The organism is Butyrivibrio sp. AE3006, assembly GCF_000424165.1.
Classification (GTDB): domain Bacteria; phylum Bacillota; class Clostridia; order Lachnospirales; family Lachnospiraceae; genus Butyrivibrio.
In genome coordinates this window covers 60090-80453 of sequence record NZ_KE384146.1, presented here as the reverse complement: position 1 = coordinate 80453, position 20364 = coordinate 60090, and the positions used below count along the sequence as shown (strand labels likewise).

The following is a 20364-nucleotide window of genomic DNA, read 5'->3' as shown; positions in this document are numbered from 1 at the left end:
ATTTTCATGTTGACATTTATATCAAGGTTGGGGTATAGTTTGATTGCAACGGAAAACGTTTTCCGTAAAATTAAAAGCAACATTACACAGCATATAATTCGATTCGAAAGTCTTAGTCAGACACGAACTGGCGCTTATTTTAGGAGGTTTTATGATTTTAAGTGCAATTTACCATAGAATGTCAGAACAGTATTGCTATCCATTGGATTCGGAGCAGCTTGTAATCAATATCAAGACCGGCTATGACATAGATGAAGTCTGGATAATCTGGGGTGATCCCTATGATGCCGGAATTATGGGAGGAAGCGAGCATTGGAGCGGCAAAAGAGAAGAGATCTACTTCAAAAAGCGCCTGAAGGATCACATCTGGTGGACCACAACCCTTCGCCCTGAGTACAAGAGATGCAAGTATTACTTTGAGATTCACAGCGGCGATGAGTGCATGTATCTTTTCGAGGATGGATTTTTAACAGAGGATGAGATGAACATGGATGGTAAGATGCTTTCTTATTTCATCATGCCCTGGATGAATCCCGCTGACGTGTGCAAGACTCCCGCATGGGTCAACGATACTGTGTGGTATCAGATTTTCCCCGAGAGATTCTGTAACGGAGATAAGAGCATAGATCCGGAGAATGTCCTTCCATGGCAGACGGGGAAGGTTGGAATGAAGGATTTTTACGGCGGCGATATCAGGGGAATCAGGGATAAAATTCCTTATCTTAAAGACCTTGGAATCACAGGAATTTACCTAAATCCTATATTTGAATCCAAAAGTAACCACAAGTACAACACCCGTGATTACAAGAAGGTGGATCCTCACTTTGGAACCAATGATGACCTTAGAAAGCTGGTGGATGAAGCTCACGAAGCAGGCATAAGGGTTATGCTGGATGCGGTTTTCAATCACACCGGCGCTGATCATCCCATGTGGCAGGATGTTCTTTCCAAGGGTCAGGAATCTGAGTATGCAGACTGGTACATGGTAAACAAATGGCCCATCGAGCAGGGCAGGGATACAAGAGACGGAAGATACTATTCCTTTGCTTTTGCTGAGTATATGCCCAAGCTCAATACCAATAACCCTGCGGTTCAGGACTATCTTCTTGATATAGTAAAATTTTGGATTGAGACCTTTGATATTGATGGCCTGAGATTTGACGTAGGAAATGAGGTTTCCCACTCATTCCTTAAGGCTCTAAGATACATGACAGGCCGAATGAAGGATGATTTTTACCTGCTTGGAGAAATCTGGCATGATTCCATTTCATGGCTTCACGGAGATGAGTACGATTCTGTTATGAATTACCCGCTTTCCACAGCTATTGCGGATTTCTGGGTATATAAAAACAGAGGCAGAGAGACCTTCGAATATGACATAAACCGCTGTTTTACCATGTACTATTCACAGGTTAATGACGTGCTTTTTAATCTGCTGGATTCCCATGACACCAACAGACTTCTTGAAAAGGCAGGTCACAACATAGATATTTTCTATCAGCAGCTGGCGGTTCTTTTCACAATGCCCGGAAGCCCCTGCATTTACTACGGAACAGAGGTTGCCATGGACGGAACCTACGATCCCGACTGTAGAAGATGTATGCCCTGGGATGAGATCGATTCCGGCAAAAAGGACCCAGAGCTTGGTGAGATGAAAAAGCTTATAGCCATGAGAAAAACGCTTCAGTCCTGTAAGAGCAGGAACTTCCATTTCCCTAATGATGTTCCCCAGGAAAGAGTTATTTCCTATATAAAAATAGGAGATAACGAGAGCATCCAGGTATATCTTAACTGCGAGGAAAAGGATGTACAGATAGATGTCCGTGATTTTGGAGAAGTACTATATTCCCGCAAATGGATGGCAGATAGTTTGGAGTCCGGAACCCTTGGTGCAAACGGCATTCTCATACTTCGCACTTCTAAAACCTGCTAAAAAAGAGAAATAACGCTTAATCTTTTGCTGTAATAGGCATATATATGTTGCTTTTCACGTCGTATACTCTTAATATAAAAAACAGATGGCAGGCATGAATTCAGATCATCGCCTGAAACGTTCGGAGAAATGGTATTAGGAAAAGGGGTAGTAATCATGAGTGAAAAGAGACTTTACAAATCCAATGAAAGAAAAATCTGTGGTGTATGCGGCGGAATTGCTGAGTATCTCGGAATTGATCCGTTTATTATAAGACTTATCTGGGGCATACTTGCTTTTGCCTGGGGCACAAGCATTTGGATCTATATTCTTCTTGTTTTTATCATGAGCGACAGACCGGATTATGTTCCGGATGATGAAGAGAATCATCAGGTGAAAAAGGAAACACCCAGAAATATCGAGCAGCATGAGTATATCGATGCTGAGCCTGTTGGATTCAGACTTAACAACGGCGAGAAAGAAGAAATGTACAGATAATTCCATAGCAAATGACTACGAAGAGAGTTGATTTTATCAGCTCTCTTTTGTTATGCTTTGATAAGAGAAGAAAGTATTGTGACCTAAGGAATCCACCGCAAGCGGTACCCCTTAGGTCGAGGTTCGGGGGTAGTAAAAATGCATATGGATAGGACAGAGAAGGCGGAATTTAACAGTCAGCTCAGGAAGCTTGCTGTACCGCTGGGATTACAGACTTTATTGGGGGCTTTGGTTGGCGCTTCTGATGCACTTATGCTCGGAAGGCTGAACCAGGATTCTATTGCAGCAGTATCGCTGGCAAATCAGATTTTTTTCATAATGACACTTTTTTCAGGCTCCATAACAGGGTCTGCGGGTGTTTTGATAGCACAGTATTGGGGCAAAAGTGATTATAAAAATGCGGGAAGATTCCTCGCTATGGCTATAAGGTATTCGCTGGGAGTAAGTCTTGTATTTTTCCTTGCAGCATTTTGCTTTCCATCATTTTTGATGAAGATTTTCACAACAGATGCAAGCCTTATCGCAATAGGCGCCGGATATCTGAGGATTGTAAGCTTTTCATATATTTTCGCGGCCATAGCAAGCTGTTTTTTGATGAATATGAAAATTGCGGGGGATGCGAGGCTTAGCGTAATTGTTTCCGCACTGACGGTTACTATCGATATGGTGCTGGATTATTTCCTTATTTATGGAAAAGCCGGGGTTCCTGCCCTCGGCGCTAATGGATCTGCTTATTCCACTATTGTGGTTGAGCTGTTCGCCCTTGTTTTTGTAATTGTGTGGGCTAAGCGCAAAGAGACCATAGAGCTTGGTGTTAGCAGCTTCACCTTTTTTTCAAAGGATTTTGAGAAGGATCTCTGGTCGATACTTCCTGCTATGCTTGCAAGTGCGCTGTCCTGGGGACTTAGCATAACGGTGCACAATATCATCATGGGACATCTTGGATCCGATGCGACAGCTGCAGCATCTGTAACAAGTGTTGCTCAGGAGCTGATTTCCTGCGTATCTCAGGGTATTGCCGGGGGCTCAGGCATTATGGTTGGAGAGCTTCTTGGTTCAGGACAGCTTGATAAAGCCATTCGATATGGTGACAGATTTTTCGATGTTTCCTTTGTAAACGGTATCGTCAATGCGATTTTGATGGCGATTATAGGACCTATAGTGTATATATTCTATGTTCTTACGCCTACAGCCAAGCATTATCTTGTAGTAATGCTGATATTCATGGCATTCTACATGTTTGCTTATGCATATAATGCTATTTTTACCTGCGGCGTGCTACCTGCGGGCGGAGATGCCAAATATGATGCCGTCAGCGTGTTCTTTGCAACCTGGTGCTTTGCAATCCCGGCTTCACTGATTGCGGCATTCATATTGAAATTACCGGTACTGGTGGTTTACATCATCATGTGCCTTGATGAGATAGTTAAGCTGCCGTTCCTTAGATGGCATTACAACAAACATATATGGGTTAAAAATCTTACAAGAGAGATCGACTAAAGAAAACAGACCGCTCCGAGCTATTGATATAGATAGCCCGGGGCGGTTTTTTCGCGATATTCAGGAAAAGCCTGTTTTATCGATAAGTTTCGCCTTGCGCAATTTCAGAAAAAACGGGATATCTATTTTGCCAAAGTAGCAATTTACTATTTTAATCAATGTGATATCATAATGATATCAATTAGATAATTGTCATAACAACTGGAGGTGATATTTATGACAACAAATATAAAAGAAAAAGTTTTAAGTGGACACAAAAACGGAATGGCTGCACTTTTCATTACAACAGTTTTATATGCTGCAGTCACAGCACTTCTTATTCACACAGCTATGGGGCTTGATGAGAACGATGCCGGTAACAATATCCTGTTTATAATCAGTATTGTTTATCTGTGTCTTGGTTGGATCCCCTACATGGGCCTTAAGGTTCTTAAACCCGGTGAAGCTCTGGTGCTTACACTTTTCGGAAAATATGTGGGAACTATCAAGGAAGACGGCTTCTATTTCGTAAATCCCTTCTGCACAGCAGTTAACCCTGCGGCAGACACCAAGCTGGGACAGAGCGGTGATATTTCTGATAATAAGAAGGGCATAATGGGAAGCCTTGAGCTGAGTAGCGGAAAGGTTGAGATTCCTGCCAGCAAGAAGATTTCACTTAAGGTGATGACTCTTTCAAACTCACGCCAGAAGGTAAATGATATCCTTGGTAATCCTGTTGAGATAGCTGTAGCAGTTATGTGGAAGGTTACTGACACAGCAAAGGCTGTTTTCGCAGTTGATAACTACAAGGAATATCTTTCACTTCAGTGTGACACCGCAGTTCGTAACGTTGTAAAGCTTTATCCTTACGACGTAACTGAGAACGTGGATACAACCGGTGATGGCAACGCAGATGACGGAAGTCTTCGCGGATCAACAGAGGTTGTTGCAGGTAAGATCATGGAAGAGATTCAGAGCAAGGTTGCAGATGCAGGTATTGAGATCGTGGATGCGAGAATCACATATCTTGCTTATGCTCCTGAAATCGCAGCAGCAATGCTTCAGAGACAGCAGGCTGCAGCAGTAGTTGATGCCAGAAAGCTTATCGTTGACGGCGCAGTAGGAATGGTAGAGCTTGCCCTGGAGCGCCTTAATGAGAAAGAACTTGTGGAACTTGATGAGGAGCGTAAGGCAGCCATGGTATCAAATCTCCTTGTAGTTCTTTGTGGTAACCACGACGCACAGCCTGTGGTTAACTCAGGAAGCCTGTACTAATGGCAGAAAAAAAGCAGGTACCCCTTAGACTGAGCGCAAAGTTATACGATGCGATAGCTGCCTGGGCAGAAGATGACTTCCGCTCAGTCAACGGACAGATAGAATATCTTTTGACCGAATGCGTTAAGCAGAGGAAAAAGGACGGAAAATATGTATCACAGCACCTTGATGAGCCACCGGAGTTTGATATTAAGTAATCCGGGTGTAAATGTCAGAATCTAATCGGTTCCGGTGCCGATGGATTCTGAAAAGTTATGAGGTAGGTTATGAATACATTTAGGAATGAAAAAATAATAGTTGGCGAGGGAACAGAATATCCCCTTAACGGAATGATAACACTTCCTGAAAAAGCAGAAGGGAAGGTTCCCGGAGTTGTTTTCGTTCATGGCTCCGGATCCAGCAACATGGATGAAAAAATCTTCAAAAATACGCCCTTTAAGGATCTGGCAGAAGGCCTTGCAAAGCGTGGAATAGCGTCCATTCGCTACGACAAGAGATCCTTTGTCCATGTGAAAAAAATGATAAAGCAGGGCATTACTATGAAAGAAGAAACCATTGATGATGCAATCCTTGCAGCAAAGCTTCTTGGTGAGCATTCCGCAGTTGATCCTGATAATATTTTCATAGTGGGTCACAGTATGGGAGCAATGCTTGCACCCAGAATTGATGCGGAATGTGGACTTTTTAAGGGGCTTATCCTTATGGCCGGAACACCTTATCGCCTTGAAGATATCATGATAAGACAGTTTAAGCAGGCAGGAAATTCAAAGAGTGCGATTACGAGGTTTGCCGGTAAGCTTGAGGACAAGATTTTTTCTAAAAAATTCGACGGTCTCTATGAAATGTCAGATGAAGAGGCGAAAAATAAGAAGTTTGCCGGCGGTACAACACTTTGGTATTTCAAGGAAGCAGGTAAAAAGGGCGCCGCTGATTACCTTCTTGAATCTGAAAAGCCTGCTCTTATAATGCAGGGCGGAATGGACTTCCAGGTTCTTGCGGATGTTGATTTTGCAGGCTTTAAAAAGCTTTTAAAGGATAGGAAGAACGTGGAATACCGTTACTACGCTGATCTCAACCATCTTTTCATAAAGGGTATCTATAATGATATCGGAATGGCAGCTAAGGAATACAAGGTTGAGCAGCATATCGGAGATAATGTCTTTGATGATATCGCGGCATTTATAAATTCGCATAATTGATAGCAATTGAACCGGCTTGGCAGTGATGTCACAGGGAAAATGTATAAAAAATATATCGACTTTTTGAACTTAACTAAACATTTTTGCGATAACGAGTTATAATTGAATATGGAAAAACAATAAGCCTGGATGACCTGATAGGCCTCAACAGACTTACAATAACTGCTTTATGTATCCGGGAAGGGGGTACCAATATGATAAGCTTTTTTGTATGTTTAGGCGTTTTAATTGCAGGTTATTTTGTTTACGGTGCTATCGTCACGAAAATCTACGGGCCTGATGACAGGGAGACTCCTGCTGTCAGGATCAATGACGGCGTTGATTTCGTGGTGATGCCCAAATGGAAGCTTTTCCTTATTCAGTTACTTAATATTGCGGGGCTCGGACCCATATACGGTGCTCTTGCGGGAGCTCAGTGGGGCACCTCCGTATTTTTATGGATTACAATCGGAACCATTCTTGCCGGCGGTGTTCATGATTTTTCCGTGGGCTTTATGAGTATGCGTCATGACGGAGTCAGCGTTTCCGAGCTTACAGGTATGTATCTTGGAAATGTCATGAAGACTATTATGCGCATTTTCAGCGTAGTCCTTCTTTTAATGGTAGGTACTGTTTTTGCGGTCGGACCTGCAGGGCTTATTTCACTTCTTATAGGAAATCAGGGCACAACAGGGCTTCTTACAAACACTACCTTCTGGCTTGTTCTTATTCTTATCTACTATTTCATTGCAACTTTTATTCCAATCGACAAGATTATAGGTAAGCTTTATCCGGTTTTCGGCATTTGCCTTATTGTGATGGCTATCGGCGTGGCTATAGGCATTTTTACCCATGGTTATACAATTCCTGAGATTCAGCTTGCTAATCTTCATCCCTCTAAAACTCCAATTTGGCCAATGATGTTCGTATCTGTGGCCTGCGGAGCTATTTCCGGCTTCCATGCAACCCAGTCGCCCCTTATGGCAAGGTGCTGTAAGTCAGAAAAGGAAAGCCACATGGTATTTTACGGCGCTATGGTAAGCGAAGGCATTATAGCTCTTATCTGGGCAGCTGCAGGTAGTGCAGTTTATGAGAAAACCGGAGGTCTCACAACAGGTCTTACTGAGATGCTCGCAAACGGACAGGCAGCCTGTGTATACGATATCTGCACCAAAACCATGGGCGGCGTTGGAATAGTTCTTGCAATGCTTGGTGTTATTGCATGTCCCATTACATCAGGTGATACGGCTTTCCGCTCAGCAAGGCTTGTTATCGCAGACTGGTTTAAGATCGACCAGAAGTCCTATTCCAAGAGACTTATTCTTTGCGTGCCGTTGCTTCTTGCAGGTGCATTTATAAGTCAGCTCAACTACACAGTTGTATGGAGATATTTTAGCTGGTCCAACCAGACGCTGGCTATGATAGCTCTTTGGACAGCATCCATGTATCTGTTTAAAAACAAGCGTAATTATTTGATTACTGTGGTACCCGCAGTGTTTATGTCAGCGGTGTCCGTAACCTATTTCTTCTGCGCGCCGGAATGCCTGAATTTATCAGTGGTTGTGGCATATCCCGTTGGAATAATTGCAGCTGTTATTTTCCTTGGTATCTTTATTTTGAGTACTAAAAAATGCGAGTCATGATGGGAAATAAAGAGATTCCACAGTGCTTTGAGTAAGACTTACAATACTCCCGATAGGTTGACAAAATGCAAGTTTTGGAGTAAATTGATTGTACGCAATCTATTAAAACAAAATGCAATCGTTAACTGATATTGGGAGTATTTTTTATGGACAAAAAGCTTGTATTTCATAAACCGTTGTTCGAAGAAGCTGCAAAGCTGGCTGAAATATACGCACTAAGAGATAATAAAACCTGTGACAGCACGGTTTTGGATACATTTATCTGGAAAGATCTTTATAATACCGAGATTTACGTAGAGGATGAAGCCGCTATTGTACTCATGAAGGACGATAAGGGATTTTTTGCGGCGATGCCCTACTGCAGCGAAGAGAAGCTCCCTCAGTATTTTGAGGCTCTTAGAGAATATTTTATGGAGGAGCTCCAAAGCCCCTTGAGGATTGATCTTGCAGATGAGGATGCTCTTAAAGCCCTGGGACTTTTGGATAACCCCGGATTTATCGTAGAAGAGGAGTTTGATCTTAAGGACTACCTCTATGATGCGGAGGAGCTTAGAACTCTTCCCGGCAAGAAATTTCAGAAAAAGAGAAATCTGATAAACAAGTTCATGAAAGAGTACGATGGCAGATGGAATTATAAGACCATGTGCTGCGTAGATGAGTATTTCCTTGAGAAATTCATGAATAATTGGATTGAAAAAAGGCTTGCAGAAGGTGTCGAGAGCAAAGAAACTCTCATTCTTGAGAAGGAAGGCGTCATAGAACTTCTTAGAAACTGCGACAAGGTTACTTATCGAATAGGCGGAATTTTTATAGATGAAGTTTTACAGGCATTTACGATAGGTTCCTACAATAGCAGAGAAAAAATGGCTGTCATCAGCATAGAGAAGGGAAATTCTGAGATTCCGGGGATTTACCAGGTGATAAATCAGCAGTTTTTGCTTAATTCATACGAAGATGCAAAGCTTGTAAACAGAGAAGATGACATGGGAATCGATGGTTTAAGGCATGCAAAAGAAAGCTATAATCCTGTCGGCTATGCCAGAAAATACCGAGTTTGTGAGAAAGCAGCCGAGCTTGGACAGTTTTGCAAAAGCGCTTAACTGGATAATGCCTAAGCCATAATATCAAAGGATTCGAGAATAAATGATTACAGAATTAGCAGATAAAAACTGCACAAGGAAGCTGTATGAAGAAGCTTTCGATGATCCAAAGGAATTCGTCGATTATTACTACGCGGATAAATGCAGCGATAACAGGATTATTGCTGATGTTGAGGATGGCGAAGTGGTTTCCATGCTACACCTTAATCCTTACAGGATATCCCTTGATGGATCGGATTTTCAAAGCTACTATGTGGTCGCAGTAGCCACGGCAGAAAACAGGCGCCGTGAAGGCAAAATGGCAAAGGTCTTCGAGAAGACGCTGGAGCTTCTTAAAAACGAGAATATACCGCTGATTTTCCTGATGCCCGTGGATGAAGCCATCTATTCCTGGATGGGATTTGAGAAAATCTGTGATTTTGCTTTAGATAAAATTTCTTCCTATGAAGGAATCAGGAAAAACTTCGATATGTACTGCATTAGAGATGATGTTTACATTAGAAGGATGCAAAAAGAAGATGCCTTCAGAGAACAGGATAATGGTGAGGTTTTGCCGGATAATCCTGTGATAATGGCGAAGATTACTGATCTTGAAGCATTTAATTCACTGACGGGTCAAAGCTTTTTAGATGAAAAGGAAGCTCTTTTGTGGCTGAAAAACAAAAAAATCTACATTTGCGAGGAAGTTTAGGGCATTTTTTTGAAAAAGCTTTCCAAAATATGACTACCGGTCAATATTGGAAAACTTTTTTCGGACCTTGTTTTTTTGTTGAGAGAAAACTAAATATTAATGCAATGTGTAAAGTTGCCTGAAAATCGTCTTGGATAGAAACGAAATCCCGGACGATTTTTTTGATGTTATTTCATTGATAATAAGTGTTTGGTTTTTCGGAAAGCCGCTTAAAACTGCCTATTTTCAGACAATTTTAGATACGAAATTATGATAAGATAAAGTACATTATTTAATGGAAGGTAGGTTTTTTTCTAAATGGGGAACAGTATCAAAGAATGGCAAATTGGTGATCCCATGATCAATGAGAATGATTATTGGCAGGATCCCAACTACGTGGCGGAGGATCCGGAGAAGGAGAAGCTTGTACTTAAGCTGGCTACACTTATCACGGACCGTTATGTGAAGAAAATTTTTAACAAGATCAACAACAGAGATCCGGAGTATTGGATGCTTGATATGATTCTTGATAAGGCTCAGGTCAAGTTCCTTCTGAATTTCAAGAAGACAAGAGTTCCGTACAGCATTGAAGAGCTGGCTTCTATGAACAATATGAGCGTTGAAGAGGCTCAGAAGATGGTGGATCGTCTTGTGTGGATCGGTATTATCGAGATGAACCGCGCGAAGACTGAAGATAAGCATAAGCAGTACGAGCTTCCGATTTTCGTTCCCGGCTCTGCTGAGTTTATGATGATGCAGGAGAAGCTCACAGATGAGTTCCCTCAGCTTGCAACCTTTTTCAATCTGATGACACAGCTTCCCCTTGGCGGAATCACACAGATGGTTCCTCCCGGAGGCGCAGGCGTGGGAATGCACGTAATCCCCGTTGAGAAGGCTATCAGCTTAGAGAACCAGTCAGTTTCAGTTGAGCACCTTTCTCGCTGGATCGATATGTATGATAAATACGGCATTTCAGAGTGCTCCTGTAGAAAACAGCAGGCAATGAGAGGCGAAGGCTCAGGTGAGATTCGCGGTGATTACTGCATCGGTATGGGTGACATGGCTGAATACATGGACAGCCGCGGAATCGGTCACTATGTAACAAAAGAAGAGGTTTATGAGATCCTCGAGAGAGCTGAGAGACACGGATATGTGCATCAGATCACCAATATCGACGGTGAGGGCAAGATCGTAGCTATCTGTAACTGCGCTCCCGGCGTATGTAACGCTCTTAGAACATCACAGCTTTACAATACACCTAATCTTTCAGCATCCGCTTACCGTGCGCACGTTGATAAGAGTAAGTGCGTAGCATGCGGTAAGTGCGTAGAGGTTTGTCCTGCAGGTGCAGCTAAGCTTGGTCAGAAGCTCTGCAAAAAGGATGGAACAGAGGTTAAATATCCCAAGGCTGAGCTTCCCGATGGACAGAAGTGGGGCCCTGATAAGTGGAATTATAACTACCGCGATGACAATAAAATCAACTGTTATGAAACAGGTACTGCTCCCTGTAAGACAGCATGTCCTGTACATCTTTCAGTTCAGGGTTATATCAAGATGGCTGCTGAAGGCAGATATGAGGATGCCCTTAAGCTTATAAAGCAGGATAATCCACTTCCAATGATTTGCGGCGCTGTCTGCAACAGACGTTGTGAGGATGCCTGCACAAGAGGTACCATCGATCAGCCTCTTGCTATCGATGAGATTAAGAAGTATATCGCATCCCTGGATCTTAACAAGGATGAGAGATACATTCCTCTTTGCGAGAAGCATGACGGCGGTATGTGGTCAGATGATTACAAGATGGCTATCATCGGTGGCGGCCCTGCAGGCCTTGCTGCTGCATATTTCCTTAGAAGAGACGGCTATCCTGTAACAGTATTCGAGAAAGAGAAGCGTCCCGGCGGAATGCTTATGAACGGTATTCCCAGCTATCGTCTTGAAAAAGATATCATCGAGGCTGAGATCGACGTAATGAAGCAGATGGGTATCGAGTTCAAGTGCGGTGTAGAGGTTGGTAAGGACGTTACTATAGAAGACCTTAGAAAACAGGGCTACAAGGCATTTTTCCTGGCTATCGGTTGTCAGGGCGGAAGAAAAGCCGGCGTTCCCGGTGAGGACGCCGAGGGCGTTCAGACAGGTGTTGAGTTCCTTAGAAAGATCAACGCTGACCATACAAACAAGCTTAATGGCGAGACAGTAGTTGTAGGTGGCGGTAACGTTGCTATCGACGTTGCAAGAAGCGCTGTAAGAGCAGGTGCATCCAAGGTTACAATGCTTTGCCTTGAGAGCCTTGCAGAAATGCCTGCTGCTAAGGATGAAGTAGAAGAGGCAAAGGAAGAAGGAATTGAGATCATTAACAGCTATGGTCCCAAGGAAATCCTCACAGAGAACGGCAAGGTTAAGGCTGTTATTTTCAAGAAGTGCACTTCAGTTAAGGATGCTGACGGAAGATTCAATCCTCAGTATGATGAGAACGACACTATCACAATCAACTGTGAGAACGTTCTTCTTTCAATCGGACAGTCTATCGTATGGGCTGATCTCCTTAAGGGCACAAAGGTTGAGCTTCGTCCCAACGGTGGCGTAATTGCAGATCCTCTTACTCTTCAGACTGCTGAGCCTGATATATTCGCAGGTGGTGACGTATTTACAGGTCCCAGATTCGCGATCGATGCCATTGCAGGCGGTAGAGAAGCAGCTGTTTCCATGAACCGTTTCGTTCATCCCGGAAACAGACTTGATCTTGCAAGAGACAGAAGAGATTTCATTGAGCTTGATAAGGACGATATCCTTGTTGAGAGCTTTGATAACGCTCCCAGACAGATTCCCGGCAAGAAAACAGGAATTGCCAAGGAGACCTTCGAGGATCTCAGACTCACACTTACAGAGGAGCAGGTTAAGGCAGAAGCTAACAGATGTCTTGGCTGCGGAGCAACTACCGTAGATGAGAATAAGTGTATCGGTTGCGGACTTTGCACCACAAAGTGCGAGTTTGATGCTATCCACCTCACAAGAGATATTCCTGAAGCCAGCACAATGGTTCGCTCAGAGGACAAGCTTAAGAAGGTTGGTCCTTACGCTGCAAAGCGCGCTGTTAAAATTGTTGTAAACAAGGTTACAGGCAAGAAATAATTTACGAACTAAATAGGGCAAAAGTGTAGTATTTTGCCGCGTTTTTACTTCAAAAACTCCCCTCCATCCCTTATACTTAAGAGGTTGGAAGGGAGTTTTTATAATGGCAGATAAAATAGTAATGGGTTACTGGGACTGTCCTTCTTGTGGCAGCAAAGGAATCCCCGGAACCACGTATGATTGTCCAAATTGCGGAAGACAGCGTGGTAAAGAGACGAAATTCTATATGAGATCAGGCCCTGTCGAATATGTGGCAGGCCATAAGGTTGTAGGCGCAGACTGGTATTGCGAGTATTGCGGTGCACTGAATTCAGCAGGCAAAACTGTGTGCGAGAACTGCGGCTCACCTAAATCTGAAAGTAAAGATGATTACTTTTCACTGAAAAATCCACAAAAACCCGTGCAGCCGGAACCTGCAGTACATAAGGCTACAGCGCCATCAGTTGATTCATTGTCGCTATTTCAAAAGTTAAAGCAGTCATCGCTGGCAGTAAAAATAATATTGGGTATCATTCTTTTTATTATTGTCGGTAATCTGATATCTTCATTTATTTCAAAGCCAAGGGATTATACCTATGATGTTAAGGAGCTGACCTGGGAGAACTCCATTGAAATTGAGGAGTACAAGACCTTTCGGGAGTCGGATTGGAGTCTGCCAAGCGGCGCGCGGCTTGTGGAAACGAACCGGGAAATAAGGAGCTACAGATCGGTTCTGGACCATTATGAGTCAGTCACCAAATCAAGACAGGTTCCGGACGGAGGTCACTATGAGACCAACTACTCCGATAACGGTGATGGAACCTTCACCGAGCATTCCACCTATGTGACGGATTACACCACGGAGTATTACGAAGAGGATGAGCCTGTGTACAGGCAGGAGCCGGTTTACGATACCAAGTACTATTACGACATAGACAGGTGGGTTTACGAGAGAACTGAGACCACCACCGGCAAAGATAAAAATCCTTATTGGGCCGATATTACGCTGAATGACAAAGAGCGGGAAAGTGGCCGTGATTCTAGGTACACCATGACAGGAATCAGGCATTACAGATCATTTTTCAAGGACAGAACTAAGGAAGAGACCTACGAAATTCAGGAATCCTGGTGGAAACAGATACAAAACGGTCAGACACTAAATATTACTGTTGAAAAAGGGAGGGTTACAGCTTGGCAATGACTAAAAAAGTAGAAATCAGAGACATTTTAAAGTACAAATATCCGGAAAATCCGATGTTTAACCCTGCAGGAACAGCTTACGTGTACAACGTAGCTTATGCTGATGAAGAGAAGAACGTCTATAAAAGGGATGTTTGGGCAGTGAAGGAGGATAAGCCTTTTCAGCTCACAGCCACAATTGACGCGTCTGTGGCTTTTTGGAACAGCGACAGCGAGGTTATTCTGAACAGGAAAAAGCCTGAGGATGAGAAGTCTGAGGATACGGAGCTTTTCTCCATATCGATAGATGGCGGAGAGGCAAAAATCTGGGCAAAGCTCCCCATAGCGCTTGGAGATATCAAGAAGGTATCTGACGGTGTGTATGCTGCGACGGTTCAGATAGAAGAGAGCGATCCCGACGCATATCTTGATGATGAAGAGACCCATAAAAAGAAGCAGGATGAAAAGAAAAAGAGCCTTGAGAGCGACTATGATGTTTACACAGAGGTTCCTTACTGGGGAAATGGCCAAGGCGTAACAAACGGCAAGAGAAATGCTCTTTTCATCATAAGGACCACCGATGATGCAGAAAAAGCGCCTGAGAGCAGGTTTGAATTAAAAAGAATAACAGCACCTGACTTTAGCGTCTATGATTTTGAGATTGATGGCAATAAGGTGGTTTTCGCAGGGGCTAAGGCCACAAAGATTCCTGATTTTTTCTGCGATCTGATGGCCTATGATCTGGAAAAAGATGAGGTTACCACGTTATACGACAAGCATGATGTGGGCTTTGAGGGCTTTTTTGTAAAGGATGGCAAGACTTTCGTATTTGCAAACGACTTTAAAGCCCATGGACTCAACGGTTCTGCATATCTTTATAAGGTTGAAAACGGTGAGTTTAAGAAAATTGAGGGCTATGAGCCTACACATTCCCGTGGCAACAGCATAGTTGGAGATGTTGCTCTTGGCGGCGGAAGACAGTGGAGGGTTCTGAAGGAGGACGAGGATATCATCCTTTATACAATTTCAACCATAGAGGATCACACTGCGATTTCAAGGATCACTCTTGAGACAGGAAAAGTAGAGACAATACTGGATATGCCCGGCAATATTCACTTCTTCGACATTGTTTTTGGAAGGTTTATTCTTGGTTATACGGGATCTGACAGTCTGCCGGAGATTTATGTTGCCTACAAGCGCGACCTTGAGCCTGTAGAGATAGAGGATCAGAGAACCTACACACCATCCGGATCTAAGGCAGACCTTACACAGATTTCCCATCACAATGACAGTATGCTTGAGGATGTTTATGTGGCAAAGCCTCAGAGAATCGACTACGAATCGGAGGGGCTTGTTCTTCACGGATGGGTGCTGCTTCCGGAGGATTTTGATTCTGATAAAAAATATCCGGCAGTTTTGGATATCCATGGTGGTCCCAGATGCGTTTATTCCGAAGGCTTTTTCCATGAAATGCAGGTGTGGGCAGCAAAGGGCTTTGTTGTCATGTTCACCAACATCAAGGGAAGTGACGGAAGAGGCGATGAATTCGCCGATATTCGCGGGGATTACGGCGGAACAGATTTTAAGAATCTGATGGACTTTGTTGATGCTGTATTGGAAAAATATCCTGCAATCGATAAGGATAGAATCTGTGAAACAGGCGGATCCTACGGCGGTTTCATGACCAACTGGATCGTAACCCACACTGACAGATTCTGCTGCGCTGCAAGCCAGAGATCGATTTCCAACTGGATTTCCATGAGTTATATCAGCGATATCGGACCTTATTTTGGCCCTGATCAGTGCGGTGCTGAGTTTGGAAGGTGGTTTAATACAGATCATACTGAGATTTTGTGGAAATATTCACCTCTTAAATACGTGGAGAATGCAAAGACGCCCACACTTTTCCTGCACAGTGACCAGGATTACAGATGCCCGCTCCCTGAAGCCATGCAGATGATGCAGGCTATGACGGTCAGAGGCATTGAGACCAGAATGATTGTGTTCCACGGCGAAAATCATGAGCTTTCAAGGTCAGGAAAACCGAAGCACAGAATCAGAAGACTGGAGGAAATTACAGGCTGGTTCGAGGAGCATATTAAATAATTATATATGCATTAGCAATAAGTGATGGGCATTCTTGAAAAGCGGCAATTTGTGAGGGTTTCAAGGCTGTTTGTTTATAAAATTTTTATAAAATATTGTATGGTATCACACTAGATTGCGTCTATTTAGTATATAATTGGAGCGTCTAATTTTATTTTCTTATTATGAGGAGGAACTGTTAATGGTAAAGAAGAAAAGTTTTTTGAAGAGAATTGCCGCGGTGATTATGGCTGCAGCAATCGCGATTCCGGTTATTCCCGGATTGCCTCAGGTTGCGGAGCCTGTAACCGCAAAGGCCTACTATTCTGATGTAGCCGACCATCTTACAGGAGATAAGCTTTCTATCTACAGAGCTTATGACTATCTTGATTCACGTATCAAGGACAAGGATGTACAAGTCACTGCCGCTAATTTCAAGGATTTTGACTCATCAGGTTTTTATACCATCTATGAAAACAAGGATGAGAAGAGAAAAATTTCAAAGGTTGATCTGAAATATGCTCGCAGAGCTTATGTTTACTCAAATCCTACAGATCTGGCTTCAGCAATGGCTACCATGAAGTTCGTTTATGTTAAGAACGATGCCGGCAAATTCAGTTGCTATGCATATCTTAAGAGAAGCAGCGATAAGAATTATGCAGCTGAGGAGAAACAGCTCCGCAGTGCTATCAAGAACATCATCAACAGAATAGATGAGGATCAGAAGGACTTCGCTATCGAGGTTGATCTTTTCTATGAAATTCTTGATACAGTTACATATTCTGCTTGCGATATTGATAGTAAGGACCTTAAGAACACACCTTACGGCGCACTTGTTAAGCATAAGGCTTCATATCAGGGCTATGCTCTTACATTTGCAGCACTGTTAGACGAAGAAGATATTGATAACAATATTCTTTTCTCTGAAAACAAGGTATGGAACCAGGTTCGCATTAAGGCCGGTACTACCAGTGTTAAATGGTATGAGACAGACATTGCATATTGCGATGGTAAAAAGGGTAAGATTGACTTCGATGCATTTAATGTTTCACAGAGTACTATGGCTTCTTTAGGCAGAAAGCGTGTGGACTGGTGCAGCGATTTCCCGAGTTCAACAGGAAAAGCTAAGTATACCAAGAATGCTCTTGCTGACTATCAGCTGGACGAGCTTGATGATGAAAGTATCATGACACTTGGTATTGTTGATGCTGATGGCTCCATAAACAGAACAACACTTTTTGAAGGTGAAGATGATAAGGAGTTTAACGTTGCTCCGGTATATACATATACCAATGAGTTGGTACCGATGGCCGCACTTTTAAGTGCATGTGTGATTACTCCTTTAGAGAATAGCAAGTACGAAGTTGTTCCCGGAGGTGAGTGGACAACCGATAAGCCATATATAACTCTTAGAAAAGTACAGGGTGGAACCAATGCAAAATTGAAAGTCACCATGACTGCAGCGCTTGATGGCTATGTAGGAAGTTTTTATGGCACTTTAGGAATTTCAAATAATAACGCCGGAAAGCATAGTTATGTGATTAAGAACGGCGAAGCTATTTACAAAGGACCCAAGAATAAGAACATTAAGAACGTAGTAATTCCTGCAACTGTAGTTATTGATGGACAGCTCTATAAGGTTACAAAGATTGCTTCTAAGGCTTTTGCAAAGTGCAAGAAGCTTGAATCAGTTACAATCGGCCCTAACATTAAGGAAATTGGAGCTAAAGCATTTACCTGTAAGACAAAGCTTAAGAAGGTAGAAGTTCAGAACTTCTATGGCAGTCTTAAGGCGAAGGGTATAAAGTCTGATGCATTTAAGTCCACTAATGACGAGACATTCTTCCTGATCGTTACCAAGAAGAAGGAGTATGATAAGCTCGTTAAGGGATTCAAGAAATCAGGCGCTAAGCAGGCTAGCTATAAGCTCCGTCTCTACTCATTCTATTGATTCTGATGGATCCTGATAAATGAATATCGGTTGATATTAAAAAGAATTTCACGGCTGCCGCACCTTTAGGTGCGGCAGTTTTTCTGTGTAGAAGCTTAATTCGGTGCGGCAGTTTTCGTGAGGGAAATGCTATTGACATATGGAACATGGTGCATGGTGTTTTATTGACGGACCAAGCTTGGTATAATAAGCAGAGGAATTTTAAGACCGGAGGAGTTTTACTTTGATTAAGGGGATAATAATCGCGTCCTTTATTTTACAGACTGCTTTTTATGAGTATTTGGATTATCTTGATAATTCGTACCTCGCCAAAGAGCTGCCTGACAATGTGAAGGATGTTTACGATGAAGAAAGATATAAAAAGTGGCAGTCTTATGAGAAGGACAGAGGAAAGGTTTCAATTATCAAGGATATTGTTACCGGACTTCTGCTTTTTTCATACCTGGCTTTTGATGTATATAGCAAAATATTCAATGCTTTTTCAGCCCAGGGAGTTTATCTGCAATATCTGCTTATGATGGTTTCATTTGAGCTTATTTCGCTGGTGGTTTCTATTCCGTTTTCCTATTACAGTATCTTTGTGATCGAGGAAAAATATGGCATGAACAAGACCACGAAGAAGACCTTTGTTCTTGATATTATCAAGGAGACGATCATTTCCGTGGTGGTGTCATATGGCCTTTTGATGTTGGTCAGGTTCTTTTTCGAGAGATTCGGGAACATGGCGATTATAATTACCGCTGTGGCTTTTATCCTGTTATCACTTCTTATAAATCTGATTGTTATGCCTATTTTGAGGATTTTCAACAAGTTTGATCCATTGGAGGAGGGAGAGCTCAAGGATGCCATTCTGGGGCTTTGTCATAAATACGGAATGACTGTAAGGAAGCTGTGCGTCAGGGATGCCAGCAGACGAACCACCAAGGCTAATGCCTTCTGCACCGGTCTTACCAAGAAAAAGACGATTTCTTTGGATGACAATCTGGTGAACGAGTACAGCACCGACCAGATTGTGTCTGTTTTTGCGCATGAATTCGGACATGCTAAGTTCAATCACATGATTAAATCCCTGCCCTTTAGCTTTACAAGGACAGTGATAACGGTTCTTGCGCTGGGAGTTATTCTTAATTTCAAGGTATTGTTTCAGGCCTTTGGATTTTCTGAAGTGAATTATTATTTTGCGTTTTTGCTGATTGAGCTTATAAGCTGGCCGGTTTCGCTGGTTTTTGACCTTATTGGCAACCACATGTCCAGAAAACACGAATACGAGGCGGATGCTTTTGCTGCCAAAGAGGGCTATGGAGAAGCGCTTATTTCGGCCCTTAAGAAGCTCAGCGGAGATGCACTTTCCAATCTTAACCCGCATCCTTTTGTGGTGAAGATAGGCTATTCGCATCCTACACTTTCTCAGAGAATTGACGCCATCAGGGCGATTGAGGAATGAATCTTAGGGAATTGACGTCATCGTGGGCGATTGACGAGGGATTAGTTGAGAATTGATGCTGGCAGATGGATAAAAGGGTGATTATTAGTGAATTAGAGCTGCCAGGATGATTGAAGGATAGATTTAATGAAGGATTTTAACAGACTTAAGCAGGAATGTATTGAGGAAATAGAGGGGGTGGGGATTGAGCTTGGCCCTATCAAATCCTGGTCTATAAACACCAGAGCCCGCAGCAGATGGGGACTTTGTAAGAAGGAAGTGGACGGAACCTACTCTATTCAGATAGCTGAGGCGCTTCTGAAGGATGACCGGATCTCAGAGAAGGCCTGCAAGGAGACCATAATTCACGAGCTTCTTCATACCTGTAAGGGCTGTATGAAGCATCAGGGTAAATGGAAGGGCTATGCACAGCTTATGAACAGGCGATATGGCTATGATATTAAGCGCGTGACCTCCGGCAATGAGAAGGGCGTTGAGAATTACAAGCCCCGCAGCATCGCCATAAAGTATGTTTTTACCTGTGGTGGCTGCGGCGCCACTATTTACCGCAAGCGTGACAGCAGATTCACCAAATACTACAGACACTACGGCTGCACCAGATGCGGCGCCGTGGACTGGCGCAAGCAGACCGTCCGCCGCGATCCGGCGTAAGTAGACCGTCCGCCTCGACTCGGCGTAAGCAGATCGCTCGCCTCGACTCGGCGTGAGTAGATCGTCCGCCTCGACTCGGTTAGAGGCGTTATGGTAGGCTCTGAAGGGGGTAGGGGGCAAGGCTTTGCAATCTGATTGGAGCTGCCCACGCCTCAAAAAAGGACAAAAAGAAGAATTCCTCTGCTTGG

At 43.2% G+C, this 20364-nt stretch carries 15 protein-coding genes; all 15 read left to right on the top strand.

Annotated features, from left to right (window positions below):
- The first annotated feature begins 151 nt into the window (after positions 1–151).
- The 15 genes from G603_RS0118370 (at position 152) to G603_RS21830 (ending at position 20176) form a co-directional block, all read left to right on the top strand.
- The gene (locus tag G603_RS0118370; RefSeq protein ID WP_026671092.1) at positions 152–1933 is read left to right on the top strand and encodes a glycoside hydrolase family 13 protein; all 1782 of its coding nucleotides are present in this window, start codon (positions 152–154) and stop codon (positions 1931–1933) included.
- Between the two features lie 156 nt (positions 1934–2089).
- Positions 2090–2410 carry a PspC domain-containing protein gene (locus G603_RS23185; RefSeq protein ID WP_081667626.1) on the top strand — a complete coding sequence of 107 codons (321 nt, stop codon included), beginning with the start codon at positions 2090–2092 and terminating at the stop codon, positions 2408–2410.
- A 138-nt stretch (positions 2411–2548) separates the two neighbouring features.
- Entirely contained in the window at positions 2549–3910 is a 1362-nt protein-coding gene (locus G603_RS0118360; protein WP_051208133.1) for an MATE family efflux transporter, read from the top strand.
- 216 nt (positions 3911–4126) lie between these two features.
- The gene (locus G603_RS0118355; RefSeq protein WP_330367680.1) at positions 4127–5164 is read left to right on the top strand and encodes an SPFH domain-containing protein; all 1038 of its coding nucleotides are present in this window, start codon (positions 4127–4129) and stop codon (positions 5162–5164) included.
- Positions 5164–5361, top strand: a complete 198-nt coding sequence (locus G603_RS0118350; RefSeq protein WP_026495756.1) for a PTS ascorbate transporter subunit IIC — start codon at positions 5164–5166, stop codon at positions 5359–5361. Before G603_RS0118355 ends, G603_RS0118350 begins: the two co-directional genes overlap by 1 nt.
- Positions 5362–5430: 69 nt before the next feature.
- Positions 5431–6363, top strand: a complete 933-nt coding sequence (locus tag G603_RS0118345) for an alpha/beta hydrolase family protein (protein ID WP_035793996.1) — start codon at positions 5431–5433, stop codon at positions 6361–6363.
- 194 nt (positions 6364–6557) lie between these two features.
- Positions 6558–7985 (top strand): carbon starvation CstA family protein, encoded by a 1428-nt coding sequence (locus G603_RS0118340; RefSeq protein WP_026671089.1) that lies wholly within the window; start codon positions 6558–6560, stop codon positions 7983–7985.
- 146 nt (positions 7986–8131) lie between these two features.
- Complete coding sequence (locus tag G603_RS21100; protein ID WP_051208130.1) at positions 8132–9085, top strand: DUF2156 domain-containing protein; 954 nt, start codon at positions 8132–8134, stop codon at positions 9083–9085.
- A gap of 43 nt (positions 9086–9128) precedes the next feature.
- Positions 9129–9776 carry a GNAT family N-acetyltransferase gene (locus tag G603_RS21835; RefSeq protein ID WP_026671088.1) on the top strand — a complete coding sequence of 216 codons (648 nt, stop codon included), beginning with the start codon at positions 9129–9131 and terminating at the stop codon, positions 9774–9776.
- Between the two features lie 336 nt (positions 9777–10112).
- Entirely contained in the window at positions 10113–12887 is a 2775-nt protein-coding gene (locus tag G603_RS0118325) for an FAD-dependent oxidoreductase (RefSeq protein ID WP_051208141.1), read from the top strand.
- Between the two features lie 103 nt (positions 12888–12990).
- Positions 12991–14067 (top strand): zinc finger Ran-binding domain-containing protein, encoded by a 1077-nt coding sequence (locus G603_RS0118320; RefSeq protein ID WP_026671086.1) that lies wholly within the window; start codon positions 12991–12993, stop codon positions 14065–14067.
- Positions 14064–16151, top strand: a complete 2088-nt coding sequence (locus G603_RS22980) for an alpha/beta hydrolase family protein (RefSeq protein WP_026671085.1) — start codon at positions 14064–14066, stop codon at positions 16149–16151. Before G603_RS0118320 ends, G603_RS22980 begins: the two co-directional genes overlap by 4 nt.
- Before the next feature lie 181 nt (positions 16152–16332).
- Positions 16333–18081: a leucine-rich repeat protein gene (locus tag G603_RS0118310; protein WP_026671084.1), complete on the top strand. Its 1749-nt coding sequence runs from the start codon at positions 16333–16335 to the stop codon at positions 18079–18081.
- 223 nt (positions 18082–18304) lie between these two features.
- On the top strand, positions 18305–19525 hold the full coding sequence (locus tag G603_RS21090) for a M48 family metallopeptidase (RefSeq protein WP_051208127.1): 1221 nt from the start codon (positions 18305–18307) through the stop codon (positions 19523–19525).
- A 126-nt stretch (positions 19526–19651) separates the two neighbouring features.
- Positions 19652–20176: a SprT-like domain-containing protein gene (locus tag G603_RS21830; protein WP_051208124.1), complete on the top strand. Its 525-nt coding sequence runs from the start codon at positions 19652–19654 to the stop codon at positions 20174–20176.
- Positions 20177–20364 lie beyond the last annotated feature (188 nt).

Coding starts and splice junctions, on each gene's coding strand:
- G603_RS0118370 (WP_026671092.1), top strand. CDS start 152: ATGATTTTAAGTGCAATTTACCATAGAATGTCAGAACAGTATTGCTAT.
- G603_RS23185 (WP_081667626.1), top strand. CDS start 2,090: ATGAGTGAAAAGAGACTTTACAAATCCAATGAAAGAAAAATCTGTGGT.
- G603_RS0118360 (WP_051208133.1), top strand. CDS start 2,549: ATGCATATGGATAGGACAGAGAAGGCGGAATTTAACAGTCAGCTCAGG.
- G603_RS0118355 (WP_330367680.1), top strand. CDS start 4,127: ATGACAACAAATATAAAAGAAAAAGTTTTAAGTGGACACAAAAACGGA.
- G603_RS0118350 (WP_026495756.1), top strand. CDS start 5,164: ATGGCAGAAAAAAAGCAGGTACCCCTTAGACTGAGCGCAAAGTTATAC.
- G603_RS0118345 (WP_035793996.1), top strand. CDS start 5,431: ATGAATACATTTAGGAATGAAAAAATAATAGTTGGCGAGGGAACAGAA.
- G603_RS0118340 (WP_026671089.1), top strand. CDS start 6,558: ATGATAAGCTTTTTTGTATGTTTAGGCGTTTTAATTGCAGGTTATTTT.
- G603_RS21100 (WP_051208130.1), top strand. CDS start 8,132: ATGGACAAAAAGCTTGTATTTCATAAACCGTTGTTCGAAGAAGCTGCA.
- G603_RS21835 (WP_026671088.1), top strand. CDS start 9,129: ATGATTACAGAATTAGCAGATAAAAACTGCACAAGGAAGCTGTATGAA.
- G603_RS0118325 (WP_051208141.1), top strand. CDS start 10,113: ATGATCAATGAGAATGATTATTGGCAGGATCCCAACTACGTGGCGGAG.
- G603_RS0118320 (WP_026671086.1), top strand. CDS start 12,991: ATGGCAGATAAAATAGTAATGGGTTACTGGGACTGTCCTTCTTGTGGC.
- G603_RS22980 (WP_026671085.1), top strand. CDS start 14,064: ATGACTAAAAAAGTAGAAATCAGAGACATTTTAAAGTACAAATATCCG.
- G603_RS0118310 (WP_026671084.1), top strand. CDS start 16,333: ATGGTAAAGAAGAAAAGTTTTTTGAAGAGAATTGCCGCGGTGATTATG.
- G603_RS21830 (WP_051208124.1), top strand. CDS start 19,652: ATGAAGGATTTTAACAGACTTAAGCAGGAATGTATTGAGGAAATAGAG.